Source organism: Azospirillum sp. A1-3, from assembly GCF_023806445.1.
Taxonomy (GTDB): domain Bacteria; phylum Pseudomonadota; class Alphaproteobacteria; order Azospirillales; family Azospirillaceae; genus Azospirillum.
Genome location: NZ_JAMSLU010000004.1, coordinates 82,501 through 103,267, shown reverse-complemented (window position 1 = coordinate 103,267; position 20,767 = coordinate 82,501). Strand labels below are relative to the sequence as shown.

General features: G+C 66.4%; 15 protein-coding genes, 1 tRNA gene and 2 rRNA genes (1 of these 18 cut by a window edge). 6 read left to right on the top strand and 12 right to left on the bottom strand.

Annotation, left to right across the window (positions count from 1 at the left end; translation table 11 throughout):
- Positions 1–28: 28 nt before the first annotated feature.
- The 3 genes from M5E06_RS21920 to M5E06_RS21910 form a co-directional block, all read right to left on the bottom strand.
- Positions 29–1,651: an ABC transporter substrate-binding protein gene (locus M5E06_RS21920; RefSeq protein ID WP_252140001.1), complete on the bottom strand. Its 1,623-nt coding sequence runs from the start codon at positions 1,649–1,651 to the stop codon at positions 29–31.
- Positions 1,652–4,348, bottom strand: coding sequence for a sensor histidine kinase (locus M5E06_RS21915; protein WP_252140000.1), 2,697 nt, complete (start codon positions 4,346–4,348; stop codon positions 1,652–1,654).
- A 241-nt stretch (positions 4,349–4,589) separates the two neighbouring features.
- Positions 4,590–5,564 carry a choline ABC transporter substrate-binding protein gene (locus tag M5E06_RS21910; RefSeq protein ID WP_252139999.1) on the bottom strand — a complete coding sequence of 325 codons (975 nt, stop codon included), beginning with the start codon at positions 5,562–5,564 and terminating at the stop codon, positions 4,590–4,592.
- A gap of 152 nt (positions 5,565–5,716) precedes the next feature.
- Here M5E06_RS21910 and betI point away from each other — a divergent pair, with 152 nt between their 5' ends.
- Positions 5,717–6,292 carry a transcriptional regulator BetI gene (gene betI, locus M5E06_RS21905; protein ID WP_252139998.1) on the top strand — a complete coding sequence of 192 codons (576 nt, stop codon included), beginning with the start codon at positions 5,717–5,719 and terminating at the stop codon, positions 6,290–6,292.
- 2 nt (positions 6,293–6,294) lie between these two features.
- Here betI and M5E06_RS21900 read toward each other — a convergent pair whose 3' ends face one another.
- From M5E06_RS21900 to M5E06_RS21885, 4 genes are all read right to left on the bottom strand, one after another.
- A complete protein-coding gene (locus M5E06_RS21900; RefSeq protein ID WP_252139997.1) occupies positions 6,295–7,206 on the bottom strand; it encodes an ABC transporter permease in 912 nt (303 codons plus the stop codon).
- Complete coding sequence (locus M5E06_RS21895) at positions 7,199–8,380, bottom strand: quaternary amine ABC transporter ATP-binding protein (RefSeq protein WP_252139996.1); 1,182 nt, start codon at positions 8,378–8,380, stop codon at positions 7,199–7,201. The genes M5E06_RS21900 and M5E06_RS21895 overlap by 8 nt, the downstream gene beginning before the upstream one ends.
- A 231-nt stretch (positions 8,381–8,611) precedes the next feature.
- Entirely contained in the window at positions 8,612–9,793 is a 1,182-nt protein-coding gene (locus M5E06_RS21890; protein WP_252139995.1) for an acetyl-CoA C-acyltransferase family protein, read from the bottom strand.
- 47 nt (positions 9,794–9,840) lie between these two features.
- Positions 9,841–10,656: an enoyl-CoA hydratase/isomerase family protein gene (locus M5E06_RS21885; protein ID WP_252139994.1), complete on the bottom strand. Its 816-nt coding sequence runs from the start codon at positions 10,654–10,656 to the stop codon at positions 9,841–9,843.
- 289 nt (positions 10,657–10,945) lie between these two features.
- On the opposite strand from M5E06_RS21885, the gene M5E06_RS21880 reads away from it, so the two are divergent.
- The 3 genes from M5E06_RS21880 to M5E06_RS21870 all read left to right on the top strand — a co-directional run bounded on the left by M5E06_RS21880 (position 10,946) and on the right by M5E06_RS21870 (position 13,550).
- The gene (locus M5E06_RS21880; protein WP_109154925.1) at positions 10,946–12,193 is read left to right on the top strand and encodes an MFS transporter; all 1,248 of its coding nucleotides are present in this window, start codon (positions 10,946–10,948) and stop codon (positions 12,191–12,193) included.
- A 95-nt stretch (positions 12,194–12,288) separates the two neighbouring features.
- Entirely contained in the window at positions 12,289–12,882 is a 594-nt protein-coding gene (locus tag M5E06_RS21875; protein WP_252139993.1) for a sigma-70 family RNA polymerase sigma factor, read from the top strand.
- A complete protein-coding gene (locus tag M5E06_RS21870) occupies positions 12,879–13,550 on the top strand; it encodes a ChrR family anti-sigma-E factor (protein WP_252139992.1) in 672 nt (223 codons plus the stop codon). The genes M5E06_RS21875 and M5E06_RS21870 overlap by 4 nt, the downstream gene beginning before the upstream one ends.
- Positions 13,551–13,648: 98 nt before the next feature.
- On the opposite strand, the gene M5E06_RS21865 is transcribed toward M5E06_RS21870, so the two are convergent.
- Together M5E06_RS21865 and M5E06_RS21860 are read right to left on the bottom strand one after the other, a co-directional pair.
- Positions 13,649–13,930 (bottom strand): GNAT family N-acetyltransferase, encoded by a 282-nt coding sequence (locus M5E06_RS21865; protein ID WP_252139991.1) that lies wholly within the window; start codon positions 13,928–13,930, stop codon positions 13,649–13,651.
- A 31-nt stretch (positions 13,931–13,961) separates the two neighbouring features.
- Complete coding sequence (locus tag M5E06_RS21860; protein WP_252139990.1) at positions 13,962–14,747, bottom strand: SDR family oxidoreductase; 786 nt, start codon at positions 14,745–14,747, stop codon at positions 13,962–13,964.
- 212 nt (positions 14,748–14,959) lie between these two features.
- On the opposite strand from M5E06_RS21860, the gene M5E06_RS21855 reads away from it, so the two are divergent.
- Both M5E06_RS21855 and M5E06_RS21850 read left to right on the top strand, forming a co-directional pair.
- Complete coding sequence (locus M5E06_RS21855; protein ID WP_252139989.1) at positions 14,960–17,098, top strand: 3-hydroxyacyl-CoA dehydrogenase NAD-binding domain-containing protein; 2,139 nt, start codon at positions 14,960–14,962, stop codon at positions 17,096–17,098.
- Between the two features lie 171 nt (positions 17,099–17,269).
- The gene (locus M5E06_RS21850) at positions 17,270–17,779 is read left to right on the top strand and encodes a hypothetical protein (protein ID WP_252139988.1); all 510 of its coding nucleotides are present in this window, start codon (positions 17,270–17,272) and stop codon (positions 17,777–17,779) included.
- A 279-nt stretch (positions 17,780–18,058) separates the two neighbouring features.
- Here M5E06_RS21850 and M5E06_RS21845 read toward each other — a convergent pair.
- The 3 genes from M5E06_RS21845 to M5E06_RS21835 all read right to left on the bottom strand — a co-directional run.
- Positions 18,059–18,135, bottom strand: a tRNA-Met gene (locus M5E06_RS21845).
- Positions 18,136–18,213: 78 nt separating this feature from the next.
- Positions 18,214–18,329, bottom strand: a 5S ribosomal RNA gene (gene rrf, locus M5E06_RS21840).
- 144 nt (positions 18,330–18,473) lie between these two features.
- Positions 18,474–20,767: ribosomal RNA gene (locus M5E06_RS21835) — 23S ribosomal RNA — on the bottom strand; it runs 451 nt beyond the window's last position.

Below are 20,767 nucleotides of genomic sequence, written 5' to 3'. Positions count from 1 at the left end.
CCAGACAAGGTTTGCATAGGCCTGTCGCTCACTGGGGCTCGATGTCGACGCCGGAGAAATCCTGATTGAAGATGTTGTTGGTGTAGTTCTTCACCTCTTTGCGATGGGCGACGGCGATGATGGAATTCGCGATGGGAAACCACGGAGCTTCCCGATGGAAGATGCGTTGCGCTTCCTTGTAGTCGGCGGTGCGGCTTTCGACGTCGGTGGTGACCTTTGCCTTCGTGATCCGGTCTTCGAAATCCGGATTGCACCATCGCGCAAGGTTGGCGCCGCCCGGACGCACGGCGCCGCAGCTGAGCAGGAAATACAGGAAATTGTCCGGATCGCCGTTGTCGCCGGTCCAGCCGTAGATCACCATGTCCGGATCGCCCTGGGTCACCTGCTGGCGATAATTGCTCCAGCTGTCCGTCTTCAGGCTGACCCGGATTCCGACGCGCTCCAGATTCTCGCGGATCATTTCGGCGGCGCGCTTGCCGTTCGGCAGGTAGGGGCGCGTGACCGGCGTGTACCACAGATCGAGCGAGAAGCCCTCGGGATACCCCGCTTCAGCCAGCAGGCGGCGGGCCGCCGCCGGGTCGAACGGATAATCCTCGATCCCGTCATCGTAGGACCACATGCCGGGCGGAATCGGGTTCTTCGCCGGCGATCCCCCATTCTGATAGACCGCATCGACCAGCGTGCGCTTGTCGATCGCCATGGTTATGGCCCGCCTCACCCGCACATCATTCAGCGGGGCCTTGCTGGTGTTGAACGCCATATAGGCGACATTCCGGCCGTCCTGCTGCTCGATCACCAGATTCGGATCTTTTTCTATCGCCCCCAATTCGGCGGGATTGGGGAAGATCATCACATGGCATTCGCCGGACCGCAGCTTGTTCAGGCGCACCGCGATGTTCGGCGTGATCGAATAGATCAGGTTGTCCAGCAGCCGGCGCCCCCGCCAATAGCCGTCGAAGGCCTTGTAACGGATCGCCACATCCTTGTGGTAGGACACCAGCCGGAACGGCCCGGTACCGATGGGCTTGTCGTCGAACAAATCCTGCTTGCCGGCCTTCATCAGGACATCGGCGTATTCGGCGGACTGGATCGACAGGAACGGCATGGCCAGATCGGCCAGGAAGGGAGCCTCCGGATGGGTCAGGGTGATGCGGACCGTGTGATCGTCCAGCTTCTCCACCGACTTCAGCAGGGCCGGAAGCCCCATTCCCCTGAAATATTCGTAATTCGCCGTTCCGACGGTGTGATAGGGGTGGTCAGCCCACCATTGACGGTTGATGGTGAACAGCACGTCATCGGCATTGAGCGGCCGGCTCGGAGTGAACATCTCGTTGGAATGGAAAGCGACATTCCGGCGCAGACGGAATTCGTAGACCAGCCCGTCGTCCGAAATCTTGTAGGATTCGGCCAGACCGGAATTCATGACCTGCCCTGCCGGACCGAATTCCACCAGATTGTTGAACAGCGGCGTCGTAGCGTTCACCGTCGTGCCCGAGGTCGACACCTGCGCATTGAAACCCTGCGGATTCCCTTCCGTGCAGTAGACCAGCGACTTGTCGGCGAGCGCCGGGTCCGACAGCCCGGCAAGCCCGATCAAAACAGCAGCCCCCTTCGCAAGACTCCGCATCGACGTCTTCAGCGGCAAAGGCATTCACTGCTCCTGCGGGGATGGTATTGCGGGCGCCAACGATACGTTATCAGTAGCAAATCGCCGTGGAAAGCGAATGGTGAAGCGCACGCCGCCGCCGGAAGGACTATCGACCGCGACCCTGCCACCCAGGCGATTCGCCACGAGATTGTACACAATGTGAAGCCCGAGGCCGGTGCTGCCGCTTCCGCGTCTGGTGGTGAAGAACGGATCGAACACCCGCACGAGATCGGGCTTGGCGATCCCCCGGCCATCGTCGGTGTAGACCAGATCCACCATGTCCGGTTCCGGCGCGGCGACCTGGATCAGCAGATGGCCCTGCTGCCCCTCGTGATAGGCGTGGGTGATGGAGTTCATCACGAGGTTCGTCAGGATCTGCGCCAGAACGCCGGGATAGCCGTCGATCTCGATGTCTTCGGGGCATTCCACCCGCAGGCTGTGACCCGCCCGGCGCCATGACGGGCTGAGGCTGGTCGCCAGATCCTCCAGATAGGGCTTCAGCAGGAACTGCCGCCCTTCGCCGCTGGTCTGGTCGGCCGCCACCTGCTTGAAGCTCTGCACCAGCTCGCCGGCCTGCCGCAGGTTCAGCACCATCAGCCGGGCCAGCTCGTCAGCCGTCTCATGGAATTCGGCGAAGTCGCTGCGGCGCAGGTTGCCCTCGCCAGCCAGCCGCCCGATGGCCGTCAGCCGGTCCTGAAGATGGGTCGCCCCCATCAGGGCATTGCCGAGCGGGGTGTTGATCTCGTGCGCCACCCCGGCGACCAGCCCGCCCAGCGACGCCATCTTCTCCGCCTGGATCAGGTCGGCCTGGGTCCGGCGTAGATCCTCCAGGGCGCGGTCGGCGCGGTCCTTCGCGTGGCGGGCCGCCTGTTCGCGCAGGCCGATCTCGCGGATGAAGAAGGCGGCGGCGCGCGCCATGGCGCCGAATTCGTCCTGGCGGCGGGTGCCGTCGATCGGACCGGCCAGCGGATCCTCGGCCAGCCGGGTCATCTGCCGCTGCAGGCGCAGAACCGGGCGGCTGATCGACCGCGCCACCACCGACGCGGCGCCGGCGGCCAGCAGCAGGCCGATGGTCGCGCCGATGACCAGGATGCGGGTCAACAGTTCGCCGATGCGCGCGGCCTCCTCGCGGAAGGTCTCGTCCAGTTGCCGGGCGGTTTCGACCAGGGCGCCGGCGTCGCGGTCCATGGCGATCAGAAGCTGGTTCAGGTGGCGCAGCCCGTCCGCCGTGCGGCGCAGGCTGTCGCGCCAATTGCGGATGGCCGCCAGCACCTCGTCCTGCAGCAGCGGCGACATGGGAAGCTCGCGCACGGTCGCCAGCAGGGCGCCGGCATCGGCGACGATCCGGTCGGCCTCCTCCGCGTCGCGCACGGACACGGCGTCGGCCGCCCGCCGGCCCAAACGCAGGGCGACGACGGCGACGTTCTGGGTCTCCTGCTCGGTGTCGTTGGCCTGGATGGCATAGGCGATCAGCTGGACCACCTCGTCCTGGATCGCGGTGTAGCCGGTGGACTTCACCATCAGGATCCGAGCGGTCAGCGCCTCGATCGCCGCAGCCGCCTCCGCGCCGGCGCGCTGTGCCGAGTCCAGCGCCCGCTGGGCCGCGGCAGTGCGGGTCTGCGCCCGATACAACCCGTCGAGCGCCGGGCGCAGCGTCGGCAGCAGAGAGGACAGGTAGGTCACGTCGGGCTGACGGCCGAGCGTCCCGGTCAGGACCAGCGCCCGCACCACCGGCAGCGTGCGGAGGACCTGTTCCCCCAGCATCCGCTCGCCCAGACTGCCGGCAGGTCCGGCATCTCCCCCATCATCGGCGCTGGCCTCCGCAATGCCCGCTGCCGCCCGTGCCGCCGCCTCGAACCGGTTCAGCGCCGCGTCGCGCTCCGCATCGGCCGCGCGCAGGTCCGCGACGGCGCCCTGCAGCCCGGCGACGGTGGCCGCGTAGCGGGCGGCGGCCTGCTTCGCCGGATAGCGGTCGACCAGCGGATCCGTCCGCCCCAGCACCGCCTGCAGCCGGTCGGCGGTCGCCGTCAGCCGGTCGGTGGCGATGCGGAAATCGCCGGCGGTCAGGGGCTGCCCGCCGCCATGCAGGCCGCTGCCGAAGCCGAGCGCCGCGACATGCTGGGCCTCGGCGCGTTGCAGGTCCAGCATCGCCTCGCGCAGTTCGTGGGCGCCGTCGACCACCTCGCGGCTGTCGCGCAGACGCTTGTCGGCTTCGGTCAGCGATCCCAGGGAGTCGACATTGGCGGCATGCTGCCGTTCGCGGGCACGGTCGGTCAACGCCATCAGGGTGGCGGCGTGGAGCCCCATGTCGGCCACGGCGGCGTCGTTCGCCGCGGTCACCTGGATGAAGCTGCGCATCTGGTCGACATAGCGCGCCAGCACACCGGTCGCGCGCTCCACCTCCGGCCGGTGGGTCCTGGCCGATCCGGCCTCGTCCAGTTGCCGCAGTTCGGACGCCGCCGACTGCGACATCTTTTCGAAACGGTCGGCACGGCCGGCGCGGTCGGCCGGCGCGACCTGGAGATAGTCGATGCGGGCCGCCGTCGCCGCCAGAACGTCGCGATAGACGGAGCCGGCGAGTACCGCCGATTCATAGACCCGCTCGCTGCGGGCCAGCAGCAGCCCGCCGGCGACCGCGATCACCGCGGCGACCGCCACCGGCACGCCGCCGACCATGGCGATGCGCGACCGAATCCTCATCCGCGCCCCGCCGCGCCGTCACGCGCGCAGGTTGCCCGGACAGGCCGCCGGGACAGAGGCAGGGGCAAGGATCTGGCAAAGGGTAATCGGCGAGCCGCCACGAACGCTCCGCATTCAGGACCTAATGGGCCTTAGCAGAGCAATGTTCGGGGGCAAAGGGGTAATGCTTCAAGAGGGAACGGAGTAGAGCGGATGGGGCGAAGAGTCGCCCCGCCCCACTCCGCCCTGCCGCGCTCTCGGATTAGGACTTGCCGGCGATGCCCAGCTTGGCCTGCACGGCCGGGAGCCCATCCTTGCCGTCGAAGGTGGTGACGCCGTCGAGCCAGCCCTTCAGCACGTCGGGGTTCTTCTTCAGCCAGGCCTTGGCGGCGGCCTCCGGCTTCTTGTTGGCGTTCATGATGTCGCCCATCACCGCATTTTCCATGTCCAGCGTGAAGGACAGGTTGGACAGCAGCTTGCCCACGTTCGGGCATTCGGCGGCATAGCCCTTGCGGACGTTGGTGCTGACGGTGGCGCCGCCCAGGTTGGGGCCGAACCAGTCATCGCCGCCTTCCAGATAGGTCAGCTCGAAGCTCTTGTTCATCGGGTGCGGCTCCCAGCCCAGGAAGACCACCCAGCCCTTGTTGCGGGTCGCCCGCTTCACCTCGGCCAGCATGCCGGCCTCGCTGGATTCCACCAGCTTGAAGTCCTTCAGGCCGAAGGCGTCGGCCTTCAGCATCTTGTCGATGATGAGGTTGCCGTCATTGCCGGCCTCGATGCCATAGATCTTGCCGCTCAGCTTGTCCTTGAACTTCGCGATGTCGGCGAAGCTCTTCAGCCCGGCCTCGGCGGCGTATTTCGGCACCGCCAGCGTGTATTTGGCGCCTTCCAGGTTGACGCGCGTCACCTCGACCGAGCCGTCCTCCAGCACCGGCTTGATGAAGGGCTCCATCGTCGGCATCCAGTTGCCGAGGAAGACGTCCAGCGACTTGGTCTTCAGCCCGGTGTAGACCAGCGGGACCGACGACATCGTGGTGGTCGGCTTATAGCCCAGCGCGTCCAGCGTGACGGAGGCGAGCGCCGTCGTCGCCGCGATGTCGGTCCAGCCGACGTCACCGAAGCGCACCGCCTTGCAGGCGGCCGGATCGGCGGCCAGCGCCCCGCCGGCGCCCAGCGCCATCACCGCCGCGATGCCCGCGCCCGCGATCCATTTGGCCGGAGCCTTCCATCCGTTCATATGCTCAACTCCTCGTTCTTGTTGTTCCAGTCCGCGGCGCCTGCCGTTTTCGTCATCGACGGAGCGGTGAAAATGGCGCATTTGTTGCGGCGAAAGCCAAGGTCCCGGTCGCGGACGGCCTTGGCGGAAAAGGACAGGAGACCGCCAGCCCCATGCCCAAAGTCGGAATGGAACCGATCCGCCGCCGCCAGTTGATCGACGCGACCATCTCCTCGATGGGCAAGCACGGGCTGGTCGACACCACGGTGCAGACGATCAGCCGCGGGGCCGGCGTTTCGCCCGGCATCATCCACCATTATTTCGGCGGCAAGGACGAACTGCTGGCCGCCACCATGCGCAGCATGCTGCAACAGCTGCGCGACGACGCGACCAAGCGGCTGGCGGCGGCCGATTCCCCGCGCGCCCGGCTGGAGGCGATCGTCGACTGCAACTTCGCGCCCGACCAGTTCGATCCGCGGGTGGTCGCGGCATGGCTGGGCTTCTGGGCGCAAGCGCCGCACAATCCGGCGCTGTCGCGGCTGCAGCGGATCAACGCCCGCCGGCTGCACTCCAACCTGCTGCACGCCCTGCGCCCGCTGCTGCCGCCGGAGCGGGCGGAACGGGTGGCGGTCGGGCTGGCCGCGATGATCGACGGGCTGTGGCTGCGCTTCGCCCTGACCGGCGCCATCGACGGCAGCGCCGCGCGCGCCGTGGCGCTGGGCTACCTCGATTCCGAACTGAACGCCTGACCTCACCGCCGCCACCAGCGCCGCTTGGCTGTTCTGGCGGCGGCCGGTCGACCAAAGCCCCGGCCGAAACTCTGGGTGATGCGGTCAAGCACGACGGCCAGGAACACCACGCTCAGCCCGCTCTGCACGCCAAGCCCGATGTCCAGGCGCTGGATGCCCTGCAGCACCACGTTGCCCAAGCCGCCGGCCCCGATCATCGAGGCGACGACGATCATCGACAGCGCCATCATCATGGTCTGGTTCACGCCCGCCATGATCGACGGCAGGGCGTTGGGAAGCTGCACCTTGAACAGCAGTTGGTGGCCGCGGCAGCCGAAGGCGCGGCCGGCCTCCACCAGTTCCACCGGAACCTGCCGGATGCCGAGCGCGGTCAGCCGCACCGCCGGCGGCATGGCGAAGACCACGGTGGCGATGATTCCCGGCACCCGTCCCAGCCCGAAGAACAGCACCGCCGGGATCAGATAGACGAAGGCCGGCATCGTCTGCATCAGGTCGAGCAGGGTCTTGCCCAGCCCGTCGGCGAGTTTGCTGCGCGCCATCCAGATGCCCAGCGGCACCCCGCCGATCAGGCTGAGCGCGGTGGAGGCCAGCACCAGCCCGAGGGTGGAGACCGTCGGCTCCCACAGCCCCATTACGAAGATGCCGCCCATCGCCAGCAGGGTGAACAGCGCGAAGCCGCGCCCGACCCGCCACAGGGCGATGGCCGCCAGCACCAGCGCCAGCAGCCAGGGCGGCACCCCCAGCAGCAGCCCGTCCAGCGTCTCGCCCAGCCCGTCGACCGCCGCGGCGATGACGGTCAGCACCGGCTGCCCATGGTCGAGGATCGTGTTCACCAGCCATTCGGAGCCGCGGGCGATGCCGCCGCCGATGGTCTCGCTCAGCCATTCGACGTCGATCGGACCGGCGTCAGCCATGGCGCACCTCGCGCCCGGCATCCTCGCCACGGTCGAGAGCGGCCAGCAGCACGGCGCGGGAGATCACGCCGATGAGCCGGCCGTCCGCCTCGATGACCGGCAGCGGACAGGGCGCCGCGGCGACTCGGCCGAGCAGCGCATGGATGGGAGTGTCGGCCGCCACCGGTTCCAGCCCGAACAGCGCCGATGCGCCGTCGCCGGCCAGAACGCCGCGGAAAATCCCCGCCGCATCGGTGCGGTAGCGGAATCGTACCGGCTCGTCGGGATCACCGTCGTCAGGCGGCCGGGCGATGTCGCGGGCGCGCAGAACGCGCGAGGCATCGACGCCGCGGAAGAAGGCTCGGACATACTCGTCGGCCGGCGCGCGCAGGATCTCCGCCGGCGTGCCGATCTGGGCGATCCGCCCGTCCTCCATCACCGCGATGCGGTCGGCGATGCGCATCGCCTCCTCCGCATCGTGGGAGATGAAGACGATGGTGCGGGCATCCTCGCGCTGCAGCCGCAGAAGCTCGTCCTGCATGTCGCTGCGGATCAGCGGGTCGAGCGCCGAGAAGGCTTCGTCCATCAGCATGATCGTCGGGTTCTTGGCCAGCGCGCGGGCCAGCCCGACCCGCTGCTGCATACCGCCCGAAAGCTCGTTCGGGTAACGGTCGGCATAGTCCGCCAGCCCCACCCGCTCCAGCGCCGCCAGCGCCGCCCTGCGCCGCTCCCCCCGCTTCACTCCGGCGACCTCCAGACCGAAGGCGGCGTTCTCCAGAGCGGTGCGGTTGGGCAGCAGGGCGAAGGACTGGAACACCATGCTCATGTCCCGCCGCAGCACCTCGACCAGATCGGAATAGGACAGGCCGGTCAGGTCGCGTCCGTCCAGCCGGATTTCCCCCTCCGACGGTTCGATCAGGCGGTTCAGCAGCCGGATGATGGTCGATTTGCCCGACCCCGACAGGCCCATGATGACGAAGATTTCGCCGGCCCGGATGTCGAAGCTGGCCTCGGCCACGCCGACATTGACGTTCAGCCGATGCAGCACCTCCGCCTTGGTCGCGCCGTTGCGCAGCATGTCCAGTGCCGGGCGCGGATCGTCGGCGAAGACCTTGCGCAGGCCGCGCACCGCCAGACGCACCGGTGCAGCGCCCGTCGAAGACGAGCCGATGGGCGTGGGCAGGATCATCGTCATGGGCAAGGCTTCCGGAACGCAACAGACCAGGGTTAAGACAATCGCGCCGTAGATTGCCCCGAGACAAGGGGCGCGGTCGATAGCTGCGTTCACGAAAGCTGCATTTTGACGGCGCTGTTGCGCGATTGGCCGCAGACGGAGGCGGGTTTTATTTTGATTGATCGTTCAATGAAAAACCAGCGGCAGGATTTAGCTCCCTCTCCCGGGGACGGGAGAGGGAACCTTTCGACCTCAAACCCGCTCGAAGATGGCGGCGATGCCCTGGCCGCCGCCGATGCACATGGTCACCAGGGCGTAGCGGCCGCCGGTGCGGTGCAGTTCGTGGATCGCCTTCACCGTGATGATGGCGCCGGTCGCTCCCACCGGATGGCCGAGCGAGATGCCGGAGCCGTTGGGGTTCACCTTGGCCGGGTCGAAATCCAGCTCGCGGATCACGGCGCAAGCCTGGGCGGCGAAGGCCTCGTTGGATTCGATCACGTCGAAGTCGGCGACCGACAGGCCGGTCCGCTCCAGCACCTTGCGGGTCGCCGGGATCGGGCCGATGCCCATGTAATCGGGCTCGACGCCGGCATGGGCATAGCCGACGAGGCGGGCCAACGGCTTCAGCCCCAGCGCCTCGGCACGGCGGGCGTCGGCCAGCACCACCGCGGCGGCGCCGTCATTCAGGCCGGAGGCGTTGCCGGCGGTCACCGAGCCGTCCTTCTTGAAGACCGGCTTCATCTTCGCCAGCCCTTCCGGGGTGACGTCGCCGCGGACATGCTCGTCGGTGTCGAAGACGATGGTGCCCTTGCGGGACGCGATCTCCACCGGGACGATCTGGTCCTTGAAGCGGCCCTCGGCGATGGCGTGGGCGGCGCGGCGCTGGCTTTCCAGCGCCAGGGCGTCCTGCGCCTCGCGGTCGATGCCGTAGCGGGCGGCGACGTTCTCCGCCGTCACGCCCATGTGAATCTTCTGCCACGGGTCGTGCAGGATGCCGTTCATGTAATCGACCAGCGCCCCGTCGCCCAGACGGGTGCCCCAGCGGGCGCTCGGCACGAAATAGGGACCGCGGCTCATCGATTCCGCACCGCCGCCGATGGCGACTTCGCAATCGCCGAGCGCGATGGACTGCGCCGCCGAGATGATGGCCTGCAGGCCGGAGCCGCACAGGCGGTTGACGTTGAAGGCCGGGGTGCCGATCGGAATGCCGGCGTCGATGGCGGCGACGCGGCTGAGGTAGGCGTCGTTGGTCTCGGTCGGGATGACGTTGCCCATCACCACATGGCCGATCGCGTCGGCCGCGGCGCCGGAGCGCTCCAGCGCCGCCTTGACCGCCACAGTGGCGAGTTTGGTCAGCGGCACATCCTTCAGGCTGCCGCCGAAGCCGCCGATGGCGGTACGGGCGGCGCCGACGATGACGATGTCGTTCTGCATGGTAGGGTCCACTTCTCGGACGGAGATAACGGTTGGCGAGCGTTGGTTCAGCGGCCGGTGAAATCCGGCCTGCGCTTGGCGATGAAGGCGCCGACGCCCTCAATGAAATCAGCGGTGGCGGCGGTGGCGAGGAAGCGGTCGCGCTCGGCGTCCAGCTGCTGGTCCAGCGTCCGGTCGAAGGACTGGCGCATCAAGTGGCGGACGCCGGCATAGGCGACGGTCGGCCCGGCGGCGAGCCGCTCCGCCAGCTTGGCGGTTTCCTCAGCCAGCGATGCCGCAGGCACCACCCGGTTGACCAGCCCGATCCGCAGGGCCTCCGCGGCGTCGATCACCTCGGACAGCATCGCCAGTTCCATGGCGCGGCGCAGCCCGACCAGGCGCGGCAGGTGGAAGCTGCCCGACCCGTCCGGCGTGGCGCCGATGCGGGCGTAGGCCATGGTGAACTTGGCGTCGTCGGCGGCGATACAGAGATCGGCGGCACAGGCGAGGCTCATCCCCGCCCCCGCCACCGGCCCATGGACGGAGGCCAGCACCGGCACGTCCAGCCGGTCGAGAACCCGCAGCGCCTCGTGCAGATGGGCGATGATGGCGCCGGCCACGGCGGGAGCCGCGGCGGGATCGTCGTTGAAACGGCCGACATCGCCGCCGGCCATGAAGCCGCGCCCATTGCCTGCGATCACCAGCACCCGCGTCGGCCCCGTCCCGCCCTCATCCGCCCAATCTTCCGCCACGCTGCGGCAGGCGTCGAGGAAGGCGGCCGCGGTCGCCTCGTCCAGCGCGTTCAGCACGCTGGGCCGGTTCAGCCGGATCCAGGTGACGGCCCCCTCGCGGACGAGAAGGACCGGCGGGGCGGTGTCGGACATGGTAGCGTCTCCCCTGACGTCAACTGAACGACCATCGGCTGATGGGCATTACCTGATGGAAGGTATGTTACCGAACGGTATGATCTGTCAACGGTTTGGGTGACCCAATGGTAAGGCAGAGCCGCCGGAGTGCCGGTCCGCAGCGGTGGAGCGAATCCATGGCTTGGCTGTTGGACCCCCAACAGTGCAAGCTGCCGCCCGTCAACAAAGGATCGGAGTCCCCGCCATGCATCATCGGAACCTGTCCGGCTTACCGGCCATGACTCGCTGACGGCGGCGGAGATCAGGCATGCCTATGGTTGTGCGTTCGGTCGCCTCGCTTCTGCTGGGCGTGGCCTTTCTGATGCTGGGGAACGGCGCCCTGTCGACCGTGATCGGCCTTCGCCTCGCGGCGACCGATTCCGGGACCACCGCGGTCGGCATGATCACCGCCGCCTATTATGCCGGGCTGACCCTGGGGTCGCTCTTCGCGCACCGGATCATCACCCGCGTTGGCCATATCCGGTCCTTCGCCGCTTTCGCCTCGGTCGTTTCGGTGGCGGCACTGTCGCATGCGCTGTTCGTCGATGCGTCGCTGTGGGCGGTGCTGCGCCTGACACAGGGGTTCTGCATGGCGGGACTCTACATGTGCATCGAAAGCTGGCTGAACGGCACCGCCACCAACGAAAGCCGCGGACAGCTGCTGTCGGCCTACATGGTGACGCTGTACGGCGCATCGGGCGTCGGCCAGCAATTGCTGCGGCTGGATGACGAGACCGGCATCCGCCTGTTCATGATCGTGTCGATCCTGCTGACGCTGGCGCTGGTGCCGGTGGCGCTGACGCGGACCACGCCGCCGCAACTGCCGGACGTCTCGTCCTTCGGCATCCGGCGGCTCTATCAAAGCTCGCCGCTGGGGGTGGCCGGGGTCTTCATCAGCGGGGCGATCACCGGATCGATCTACGGACTGGCCCCGGTGTTCGGCGCCGCCTCCGGTTTCGGGGTGTCGGGGACGGCGCTGTTCATGTCGGTGCTGATCCTTGGCGGCATGGCTCTGCAATGGCCGCTCGGCCGGCTGTCCGACCGCTTCGACCGGCGCAGCGTCATCATCGGCTTGACGGCGGCGCTGTCGCTGATCAGCGTCTGCATGATCGCCGCCGCCGGAATGAACCAGCAGCTGGCGCTGATGCTGGTGGCGCCGCTGTTCGGCGGCCTGTCCTTCACGATCTATCCGATCTGCGCCGCCCACACCAACGACTATGTCCGGCGGGAGGACATGGTGTCGGCCAGCGGCGGCCTGATCCTCTCCAACTCGGTCGGCGCCATCATCGGGCCGCCGGTGGCATCGGCCCTGATGACCACCACGGGGCCGACCGGCCTGTTCGCCTTCATTGGCGGCGGCGCGCTGTGCGCCACCATTTTTGGCCTGTGGCGGTCCCGCGTCCGTCCGCCGCTGCCGGCCGAGGAGCAGGCCGCCTTCCGTCCGCTGCCGCAGACAACGCCCACCGTCTCTCCGCTCGATCCCATGGGCCCGCTGAAGACATCGAAAGAGGACTGACGATTTTCAAAGGGCTCCGTTAAGGAGTTCGGGGTAAGCTGCCCGGCGGTGGAATGCTGGCTGGTGGTTGCATGCCGTTTTTGCGGGAACCCCTCTTGCCCGGGCCGTCGGATCAGGATCCGGATCGGCCGTCGCAGAGCCTGGATGCCGACCGGCTGGACAGGCTGGTCGGTGCGGTGGCGCGGGAGCGCGACCGCACGGCTTTCGCCGCCCTGTTCCGCCATTTCGCCCCGAAGATCCTGCACTATTGCCTGAGGCTCGGTGCCGACCGCAGCACGGCGGAGGAACTGGTCCAGGACGTGATGCTGACGGTCTGGCTTAAGGCCGGCAGCTTCGATCCCGCGCAGGCCACCGTCGGCACCTGGGTCTTCACCATCGCCCGCAACCGGCGCATCGACCGCCTGCGCAAGGAGATGCGCCCGGCCCCCGACCCGGCGGATCCGGCGATGACCCCGCAGTCCCACGCCACGCCGGAGGAGTCCGCCCAGCTGGTCCAGAGCAGCCGGCACTTGCAGGAGGCGATCGGTTCGCTGGCGGCAAACCAATCCGAAGTGTTACGCCGTTCGTATTTCCTTGAGCAGACCCACGAGGAGATCGCCGAGGACACCGAAATGCCCTTGGGCACGGTGAAGACCCGGCTGCGCCTCGCGCTCGGCCATTTGAAACGCAGCTTGGGGGACAAGGCGTGACGTTGCCGCTCCACCATCCCGACGACCAGCTCCTGATCGGCTATGCCAGCGGGCAGGAGCGGGCCGGCAAGTCGCTGCTGGTGGCGACCCACCTCGCCTATTGTCCCGACTGCCGCCGGCGCGTCGCCTCTTATGAAGCCTTGTGCGGCAGTTGGTTCGAGGAGCTGCCCTGCAACGATCATGACGGGCTGGACGCCCTGCTCGACCGGATGGACGGCCTGCTCACCACTGCCCGGGTACCGGCGGAGGCGAAACCTCCCCAGTTGGTCGCCACCAACCAGACAGGCGGCCGACTGGTGCCGGAACCGTTGCGCAGCTGGCTGCCGGAGGCGATCGACACGCCCACCGACGACGGATCCTGGCGGGAAATCTCCACGGGGGTCTGGCTGTCGGGCTGGGAACGCACCCTGTCCGGGACGACGATCTGCCTGCTTCGCATGGCCTCGGGCGCACCGGTCCCGGCCCACCGCCATACGGCGGACGAGTTGCTGCTGGTCCTGCAGGGCGCGTTCAGCGACGAATATGGCAGCTACGCACTGGGGGATGTCGCCCAGTATGTCGCCGACACCGACCATCACGCCCAGGGCGCCAGCGAGGAAGACTGCATCTGCCTCTTCCTGCTGGACGGCGAACTGATCTTCCTCGATGAGGAGGGAAACCCTGCCTAGAGTGCGATCGTTTCAGACGGACTCGTCTGAAACGTGAATCGCACGGAAAATCAAACGGCTAGAGTTCATCTGATGCTCCAATAAGCATCAGATGAACTCTAGCCGACGAGATCCTGATACTCCGGATGGCGCTTGATGTAGGCCTCGATGAAGGTGCAGATCGGCAGCACCTTCAGCCCCTTTGCCCGGATGTCGTCCAGCGCGCCTTTGGCCAGTGCCGACCCCACACCCTGGCCCGACATGGCGCCCGGCACTTCGGTGTGGGTCAGGGCGATCTTGCCTTCGCGCATGTCGTAGGTCACCAGCGCGGTGGAGTCCGCCACCGTCAGCTCATAGCGGCTGAGTTCCTCGTTGTTCCGCACCTTGTCCTGCAAGCTCATGATCGTCTTCGCCTTTGGTGATTGCGGTTCGTCAGCCGACCATCAGGGATTCCGCCCCGTCGATCCAGACCGGCGTGCCGGTGATGTGCTTGGCCCGGTCCGACGCCAGGAACAGCGCAAGCTCCGCCACGTCGAAGCTGTCGCCGGACTTGCCGCCGGTCAGGGGCACCTTGCCCTGCGGATATTCGATCGGGGTTTGCACCGACTCAAGGTTCCGCTTCAGGGTGTTGTCGGGAATCTCCGTTTCGATGATGCCGGGGCAGATGGCGTTGACCCGGATGCGGCTCGGCGCCAGTTCCAGCGCCAGCATCTTCACCATGGCGAGCTGCGCCGCTTTGGTGCAGGAATAGGCGGTGGCGCCGGTGTTGCTGAACACCCGCGTGCCGTTGATCGACGCGGTGACGATCACCGATCCGCCGCCCGCCTTCTTCAGGTGCGGAACCGAATGGTGCAGCGTCAGATAGGCGCCGCGCAGGTTGGTGTTGATGGTGCGGTCCCATTCCTCCGGCGTCAGTTCGTCGATGGGCGCCCAGACGCCGTTGATGCCGGCATTGGCGAAGACGATATCGAGCCGCCCGAACTCCCCCACCAGCCGGTCGATGGCTTGTCGCATCGCCGCATCGTCGCCGACATCCGCCGTCAGCGCCAGCGCCTTTCCGCCGGCCGCCTTGATCTCCTCGGCGGCTTTCGTGATCTCGTCCGCGGTGTGGCTCAGCACGCCGACGCTGGCGCCGGCCTGGGCGAAGCGCACCGCCGACGCCTTGCCGATGCCCGATCCCGCACCGGTGACCAGCGCGACCTTCCCCGTCAAATCCATAACCCCAACTCCAGCGGTAACCTTCGACCCGAGTGCCAACCTTCACCCGTGCCCTTCGGTTCCCGATGCCGCGCCACGCATATCAAATTTCGTATAATGAAATGATATTCCGAAAACTTGATTTGAGCGGATCGTCTGCTAGACTGACGGTCTGCGGGCCGCTCCCTCTTTAGCCGGATCGGCCCGGACCCATGGCTTTTCGGAGAGTGCCGATGCCGTCGCCGGCCCAGACTGAAGCGGTTCCGCCCACTCCTGTCCAGTATGCGCGCCAAAATGGAGGAGTTTGGGGGCGCATCGGCGTCATCACCGTCGATTACCCGCCGGTCAACGCCGTCGGCCACGGCGTGCGCAGCGGATTGGTCGCCGCACTCGACGCCGGGCTGGCCGACGACGGGGCGGACGCGCTGGTGATCGTCTGTGCCGGCCGCACCTTCATGGCCGGTGCCGACATCCGGGAGTTCGGCAAGCCCTCCGCCCCGCCGACACTGCCGGAGGTGGTGGCGCGCCTGGACGCCGCGACCAAGCCGGTGATTGCCGCTATCCACGGCACGGCGCTGGGCGGCGGGCTGGAGGTGGCGCTGGCCTGCCATGTCCGCGTCGCGCTGAAATCGGCCAAGCTCGGCCTGCCGGAGGTGAAACTGGGCCTGCTGCCGGGCGCCGGCGGCACGCAACGGCTGCCGCGGTTGGTCGGGGCCGCCAAGGCGCTGGATATGATCCTGTCCGGCGATCCGGTCGGCGCGGAGGAGGCGCTGGCGCTCGGCCTCGTCGATGCGGTGGAGGACGGCACCTCGCCGCTGGAAGCCGGCCTGCGCGCCGCCGAACGGCTCCTCGCCGACGGAAGCGTCCCGCAGCCGGTCAGCGCCCGCACCGACCGCATCGCCGGCACCGACCCCGCCCTGTTCGCAGCGAAGCGGGCCGAACTCGCCAAGCGCCAGCCGCACCTGTTCTCCCCGCACCGCATCGTCGACGCGGTGGAAGCCGCCGTTACCCTGCCCTTCGCCGAGGGCACAGCGCGTGAGCGGGAACTGTTCCTGGCCTGCATGGAGTCGCCGCAGCGCGCCGGCCTGATCCACGCCTTCTTCGCGGAGCGCGAGGTGGCGAAGGTCCCCGGCCTGCCCGCCGATACGCCGACGCGCGACATCCGCAAGGTCGGGGTGATCGGCGCCGGCACGATGGGCGGCGGCATCGCCATGTGCTTCGCCAATGCCGGCATTCCGGCGGTGCTGGTCGACACCGCGCAGGAGGGGCTCGACCGCGGCATCGCCGCCATCCGCCGCAATTACGAGGCCACCGCCCGCAAGGGCCGGCTGACCGCGGCGCAGGTGGAGGAGCGTATGGCGCTGATCCACCCGACCCTGTCCTACGCCGACCTCGCCGATGCCGATCTGGTGGTGGAGGCGGCGTTCGAGAGCATGGAGGTCAAGCAGACGATCTTCCGGACGCTGGACCAAACCTGCAAGCCGGGCGCGATCCTCGCCACCAACACCTCGACGCTGGATGTCGACACCATCGCCGCGTCGACCGGCCGGCCGCAGGACGTGCTGGGCATGCATTTCTTCAGCCCGGCCAACGTCATGCGCCTGCTGGAGGTGGTGCGCGGGGCCAAGACTTCCGACACGGTGCTGGCGACGGTGATGGCGCTGGCGCGCCGGATCGGCAAGGTCGGCGTGGCGGTCGGCGTCTGCTACGGCTTCGTCGGCAACCGCATCCTGCACCAGCGCGGCCGGGAATCGATGGCTCTGGTCGAGGAAGGCGCCAGCCCGGAGCAGATCGACCGCGTGCTGACGGAGTTCGGTTTCCCGCTCGGCCATTTCTCGATGACCGACCTTGCCGGGATCGATGTCGGCTGGCGCATCCGCGAGGAGCGCCGCAAGTCCGGCGATCCTGAGGCGCAGGCGCCCAACTGGCTCGACACGCTGGCGGAACGCGGCCGTTACGGCCAGAAGACCTCGGCCGGCGTCTACCGCTACGAACCCGGCAGCCGCACCCCGATCCCCGATCCGGAGGTGGCGGCGGTGATCGAGGAGGACCGCCGGCGCCGTGGCATCACCCCGCGCACCGTCAGCGACGAGGAGGTCCGCGAACGCTGCCTCTATGCGATGGTGAACGAGGCGGCCAAGATCCTGGAGGAAGGCATCGCCGCCCGTCCGGTGGACATCGACGCCATCTGGCTGCACGGCTACGGCTTCCCGTCCTGGCGCGGCGGCCTGCTGTTCTGGGCCAACCAGGAGGGGGTGGGCAAGATCGCCGAGGCGGTCCAGCGTTACCACCGCGACATCGGCGGCCCGCAATGGCGCCCGTCCGCTTTGCTTCTACAATGCGCGGCGGAGGGACGGCCCATCGGATGCTGAAACCGGAATGCGGATTTCAATCCCGAAACTGGTTTCCGTTACTGATTGTTAGGAATTTCCCCTATACTCTTTCGGCAGGGACGCTCCGTCGCGGTCTTCCGGCCCCCCAGTCGACGGACTCAAGGGAGCCGACCTGCATGAGGAACCCGGGCTTCACCGAAGGGGAACAGCATGAAGGACATCACCGTCGCAGCCACCGACTGGGGTCTCCACGCCGTCGCCTGCAGCGGCCTTCGTGACGCTCCTCCTTCCGCTTGGCTCGGGACGTTGCGCACTGCGCTGTCCGGCGGCAGCAACGGGCGTGGCCTGTTCCTGGATCTGCGGGAGGTCGGCTTTTCCCCCTTGCCGTCCTCCCATCTGGGAGCCTTGGCCTCGGTCATCGTCCAGGCCGGGATCAGCGCGGTTCTGGTGTCGGATCTCCGGCTCGGCCATGCGCTGTGCGATGCGGTTCGCCGCAGCGGCACGACTGGGGAAACCGCAGCCGGCCTGCGCGTGCTGTCCGCCGACGGCCGCGACCGGGTCGCCATCGCCGCCGCCTATCAGTGGCTGCTGAACGGACGGGAACCTGCGGATGCCCTGCGGGTGTCCGACGGCCGCCCGTCGGTGCTGCCTTTCCCCACGACCACGGCCCAGAAACGGCCGAACTCCCCCGGTTCCGCCACCCTGCGCCACGCGTCGTGACCGCCGTGCCGTAATCGCGTTTCTTTCCGCAGTCGTCGTCGTCTCAACTGCCTTTTCGCCCCGGCCGGACCCGTCCCGCCGGGGCTTTTTATGGGTGGAGCCCTGTCAGCCCGCCCAAAGCTCCGGAACGGCCAGCTTCGAACCGCAGGTTCCGCCACGGCCCACGGCACCGGATCACCCCCGTCTTGTAGAGGTCCTTGATGGTCTCGGCGAAGGCGTTGTCGTACGAGGAACAGCGAAAAGCCCGCTCTCCTTGCGGAGGCGGGCTTTTCGCTGACTTGGTTGCGGGGGCAGGATTTGAACCTGCGGCCTTCAGGTTATGAGCCTGACGAGCTACCGGGCTGCTCCACCCCGCGGATGTTCTTGATATGGGGTGACGGACGATGAAGATGCAAGCTTATGCTTTTGGATTGAGCGTCTCTTGAGGCTTGGTGACCTGGCGGCGACCTACTCTCCCACGTCTTAAGACGCAGTACCATTGGCGCGGAGGCTTTTCACGGCCGAGTTCGGGATGGGATCGGGTGTTTGACACCTCGCCATGACCACCAGGTCACCAAGGCTCAAGACCGACGCTTTATCCGAAGCATGTGCTTGTTCAGTGCAAGTGAGGGAGGAGTATCGAACTGGCGGTGTTGCGTCAAGCAGGGCCTTTCCAAGCAGGCTTGCTGCTGCGCATGGCGCGGTTGTGTGGGGTGAGATCAAGCCGATCGAGCGATTAGTAAGGCTTAGCTTCGAGCATTGCTGCCCGTCCACATGCCTCCTATCGACGTGATGGTCTGTCACGGCTCTCAAGGGAGCTCTGGTTTAGAGGTGGGTTTCCCGCTTAGATGCTTTCAGCGGTTATCCCGTCCATACTTAGCTACCCGGCCATGCCACTGGCGTGACAACCGGTGCACCAGAGGTATGTCCATCCCGGTCCTCTCGTACTAGGGACAGATCCTCGCAAAACTCCGACACCCACGGCAGATAGGGACCGAACTGTCTCACGACGTTCTAAACCCAGCTCACGTACCACTTTAATCGGCGAACAGCCGAACCCTTGGGACCTGCTCCAGCCCCAGGATGTGATGAGCCGACATCGAGGTGCCAAACGACTCCGTCGATATGGACTCTTGGGAGTCATCAGCCTGTTATCCCCGGCGTACCTTTTATCCGTTGAGCGATGGCCCGTCCACGTGGAGCCACCGGATCACTATGGCCGACTTTCGTCTCTGCTCGACTTGTCAGTCTTGCAGTCAGGCGGGCTTATGCCATTGCACTCGACGAGCGATTTCCGACCGCTCTGAGCCCACCATCGCGCGCCTCCGTTACACTTTGGGAGGCGACCGCCCCAGTCAAACTACCCGCCATGCAGGGTCCCGGACCCGGGTAACGGGCCACGGTTAGATGCCAGAGACTTCAAGGGTGGTATTTCAAGGATGGCTCCACACGAGCTGGCGCCCATGCTTCCAAGCCTCCCACCTATCCTACACATGAAGTCCCTAGCACCACTGCAAAGCTGTAGTAAAGGTGCACGGGGTCTTTCCGTCTGACCGCGGGAACTCCGCATCTTCACGGAGAGTTCAATTTCGCTGAGTTGGTGTTGGAGACAGCGGGGAAGTCGTTACGCCATTCGTGCAGGTCGGAACTTACCCGACAAGGAATTTCGCTACCTTAGGACCGTTATAGTTACGGCCGCCGTTTACCGGGGCTTCAATTCAAGGCTTGCACCTCTCCTCTTAACCTTCCGGCACCGGGCAGGCGTCAGACCCTATACGTCGCCTTGTGTGGCTTCGCAGAGCCCTGTGTTTTTAGTAAACAGTCGCTACCCCCTGGTCTGTGCCCCCCGCCATGGCTTGCGCCACAACGGGGCCCTCTTCTTCCGAAGTTACGAGGGCAATTTGCCGAGTTCCTTCAACACCATTCTCTCAAGCGCCTGGGTATACTCTACCAGTCCACCTGTGTCGGTTTGGGGTACGGTCTATACGGCGGGGCTATTTCCTGGAACCGGTCCACAGCATGTCCAATCCGATAAGGACATACACGCTTTCCGATCCGTCACCTCCGCCAGGCCCACGAATATTAACGTGGTTCCCATCGACTACGCCTTTCGGCCTCGCCTTAGGGGCCGGCTCACCCTGCGTGGATTAACCTTGCGCAGGAACCCTTGGACTTTCGGCGACAGTGTTTCTCACACTGTTTGTCGCTACTCATGTCAGCATTCTCACTTCCGATACCTCCAGGCGGCCTCACGGACACCCTTCGCAGGCTTACGGAACGCTCCGCTACCACGTGATCGAAGATCACATCCGCAGCTTCGGTACACGGCTTGAGCCCCGATACATTTTCGGCGCAGGCCGGCTTAACTAGACCAGTGAGCTATTACGCTTTCTTTAAAGGATGGCTGCTTCTAAGCCAACCTCCTGGTTGTCATGGCCTTCCCACATCCTTTCCCACTTAGCCGTGATTTGGGGACCTTAGCTGGCGGTCTGGGCTGTTTCCCTCTCGACGATGGACCTTAGCACCCACCGTCTGTCTGCCGGACTGCACTCTGCGGTATTCGGAGTTTGGTTAGGTTTGGTAAGGCTCGCGCCCCCCTAGCCCATCCAGTGCTCTACCCCCGCAGGTGATATCCGACGCGCTACCTAAATAGCTTTCGCGGAGAACCAGCTATTTCCTGATTTGATTGGCCTTTCACCCCTAGCCACAGGTCATCTCCGACTTTTTCAACAGGCGTGAGTTCGGTCCTCCAGTGCGTGTTACCGCACCTTCAACCTGCCCATGGCTAGATCATCAGGTTTCGGGTCTAAAGCATGCAACTCGGTCGCCCTATTCAGACTCGCTTTCGCTGCGCCTCCACCTACCGGCTTAAGCTCGCTGCATACTCTAAGTCGCTGACCCATTATACAAAAGGTACGCCGTCACCCCATGAAGAGGCTCCGACTGCTTGTAGGCATCCGGTTTCAGGAACTGTTTCACTCCCCTTGTCGGGGTGCTTTTCACCTTTCC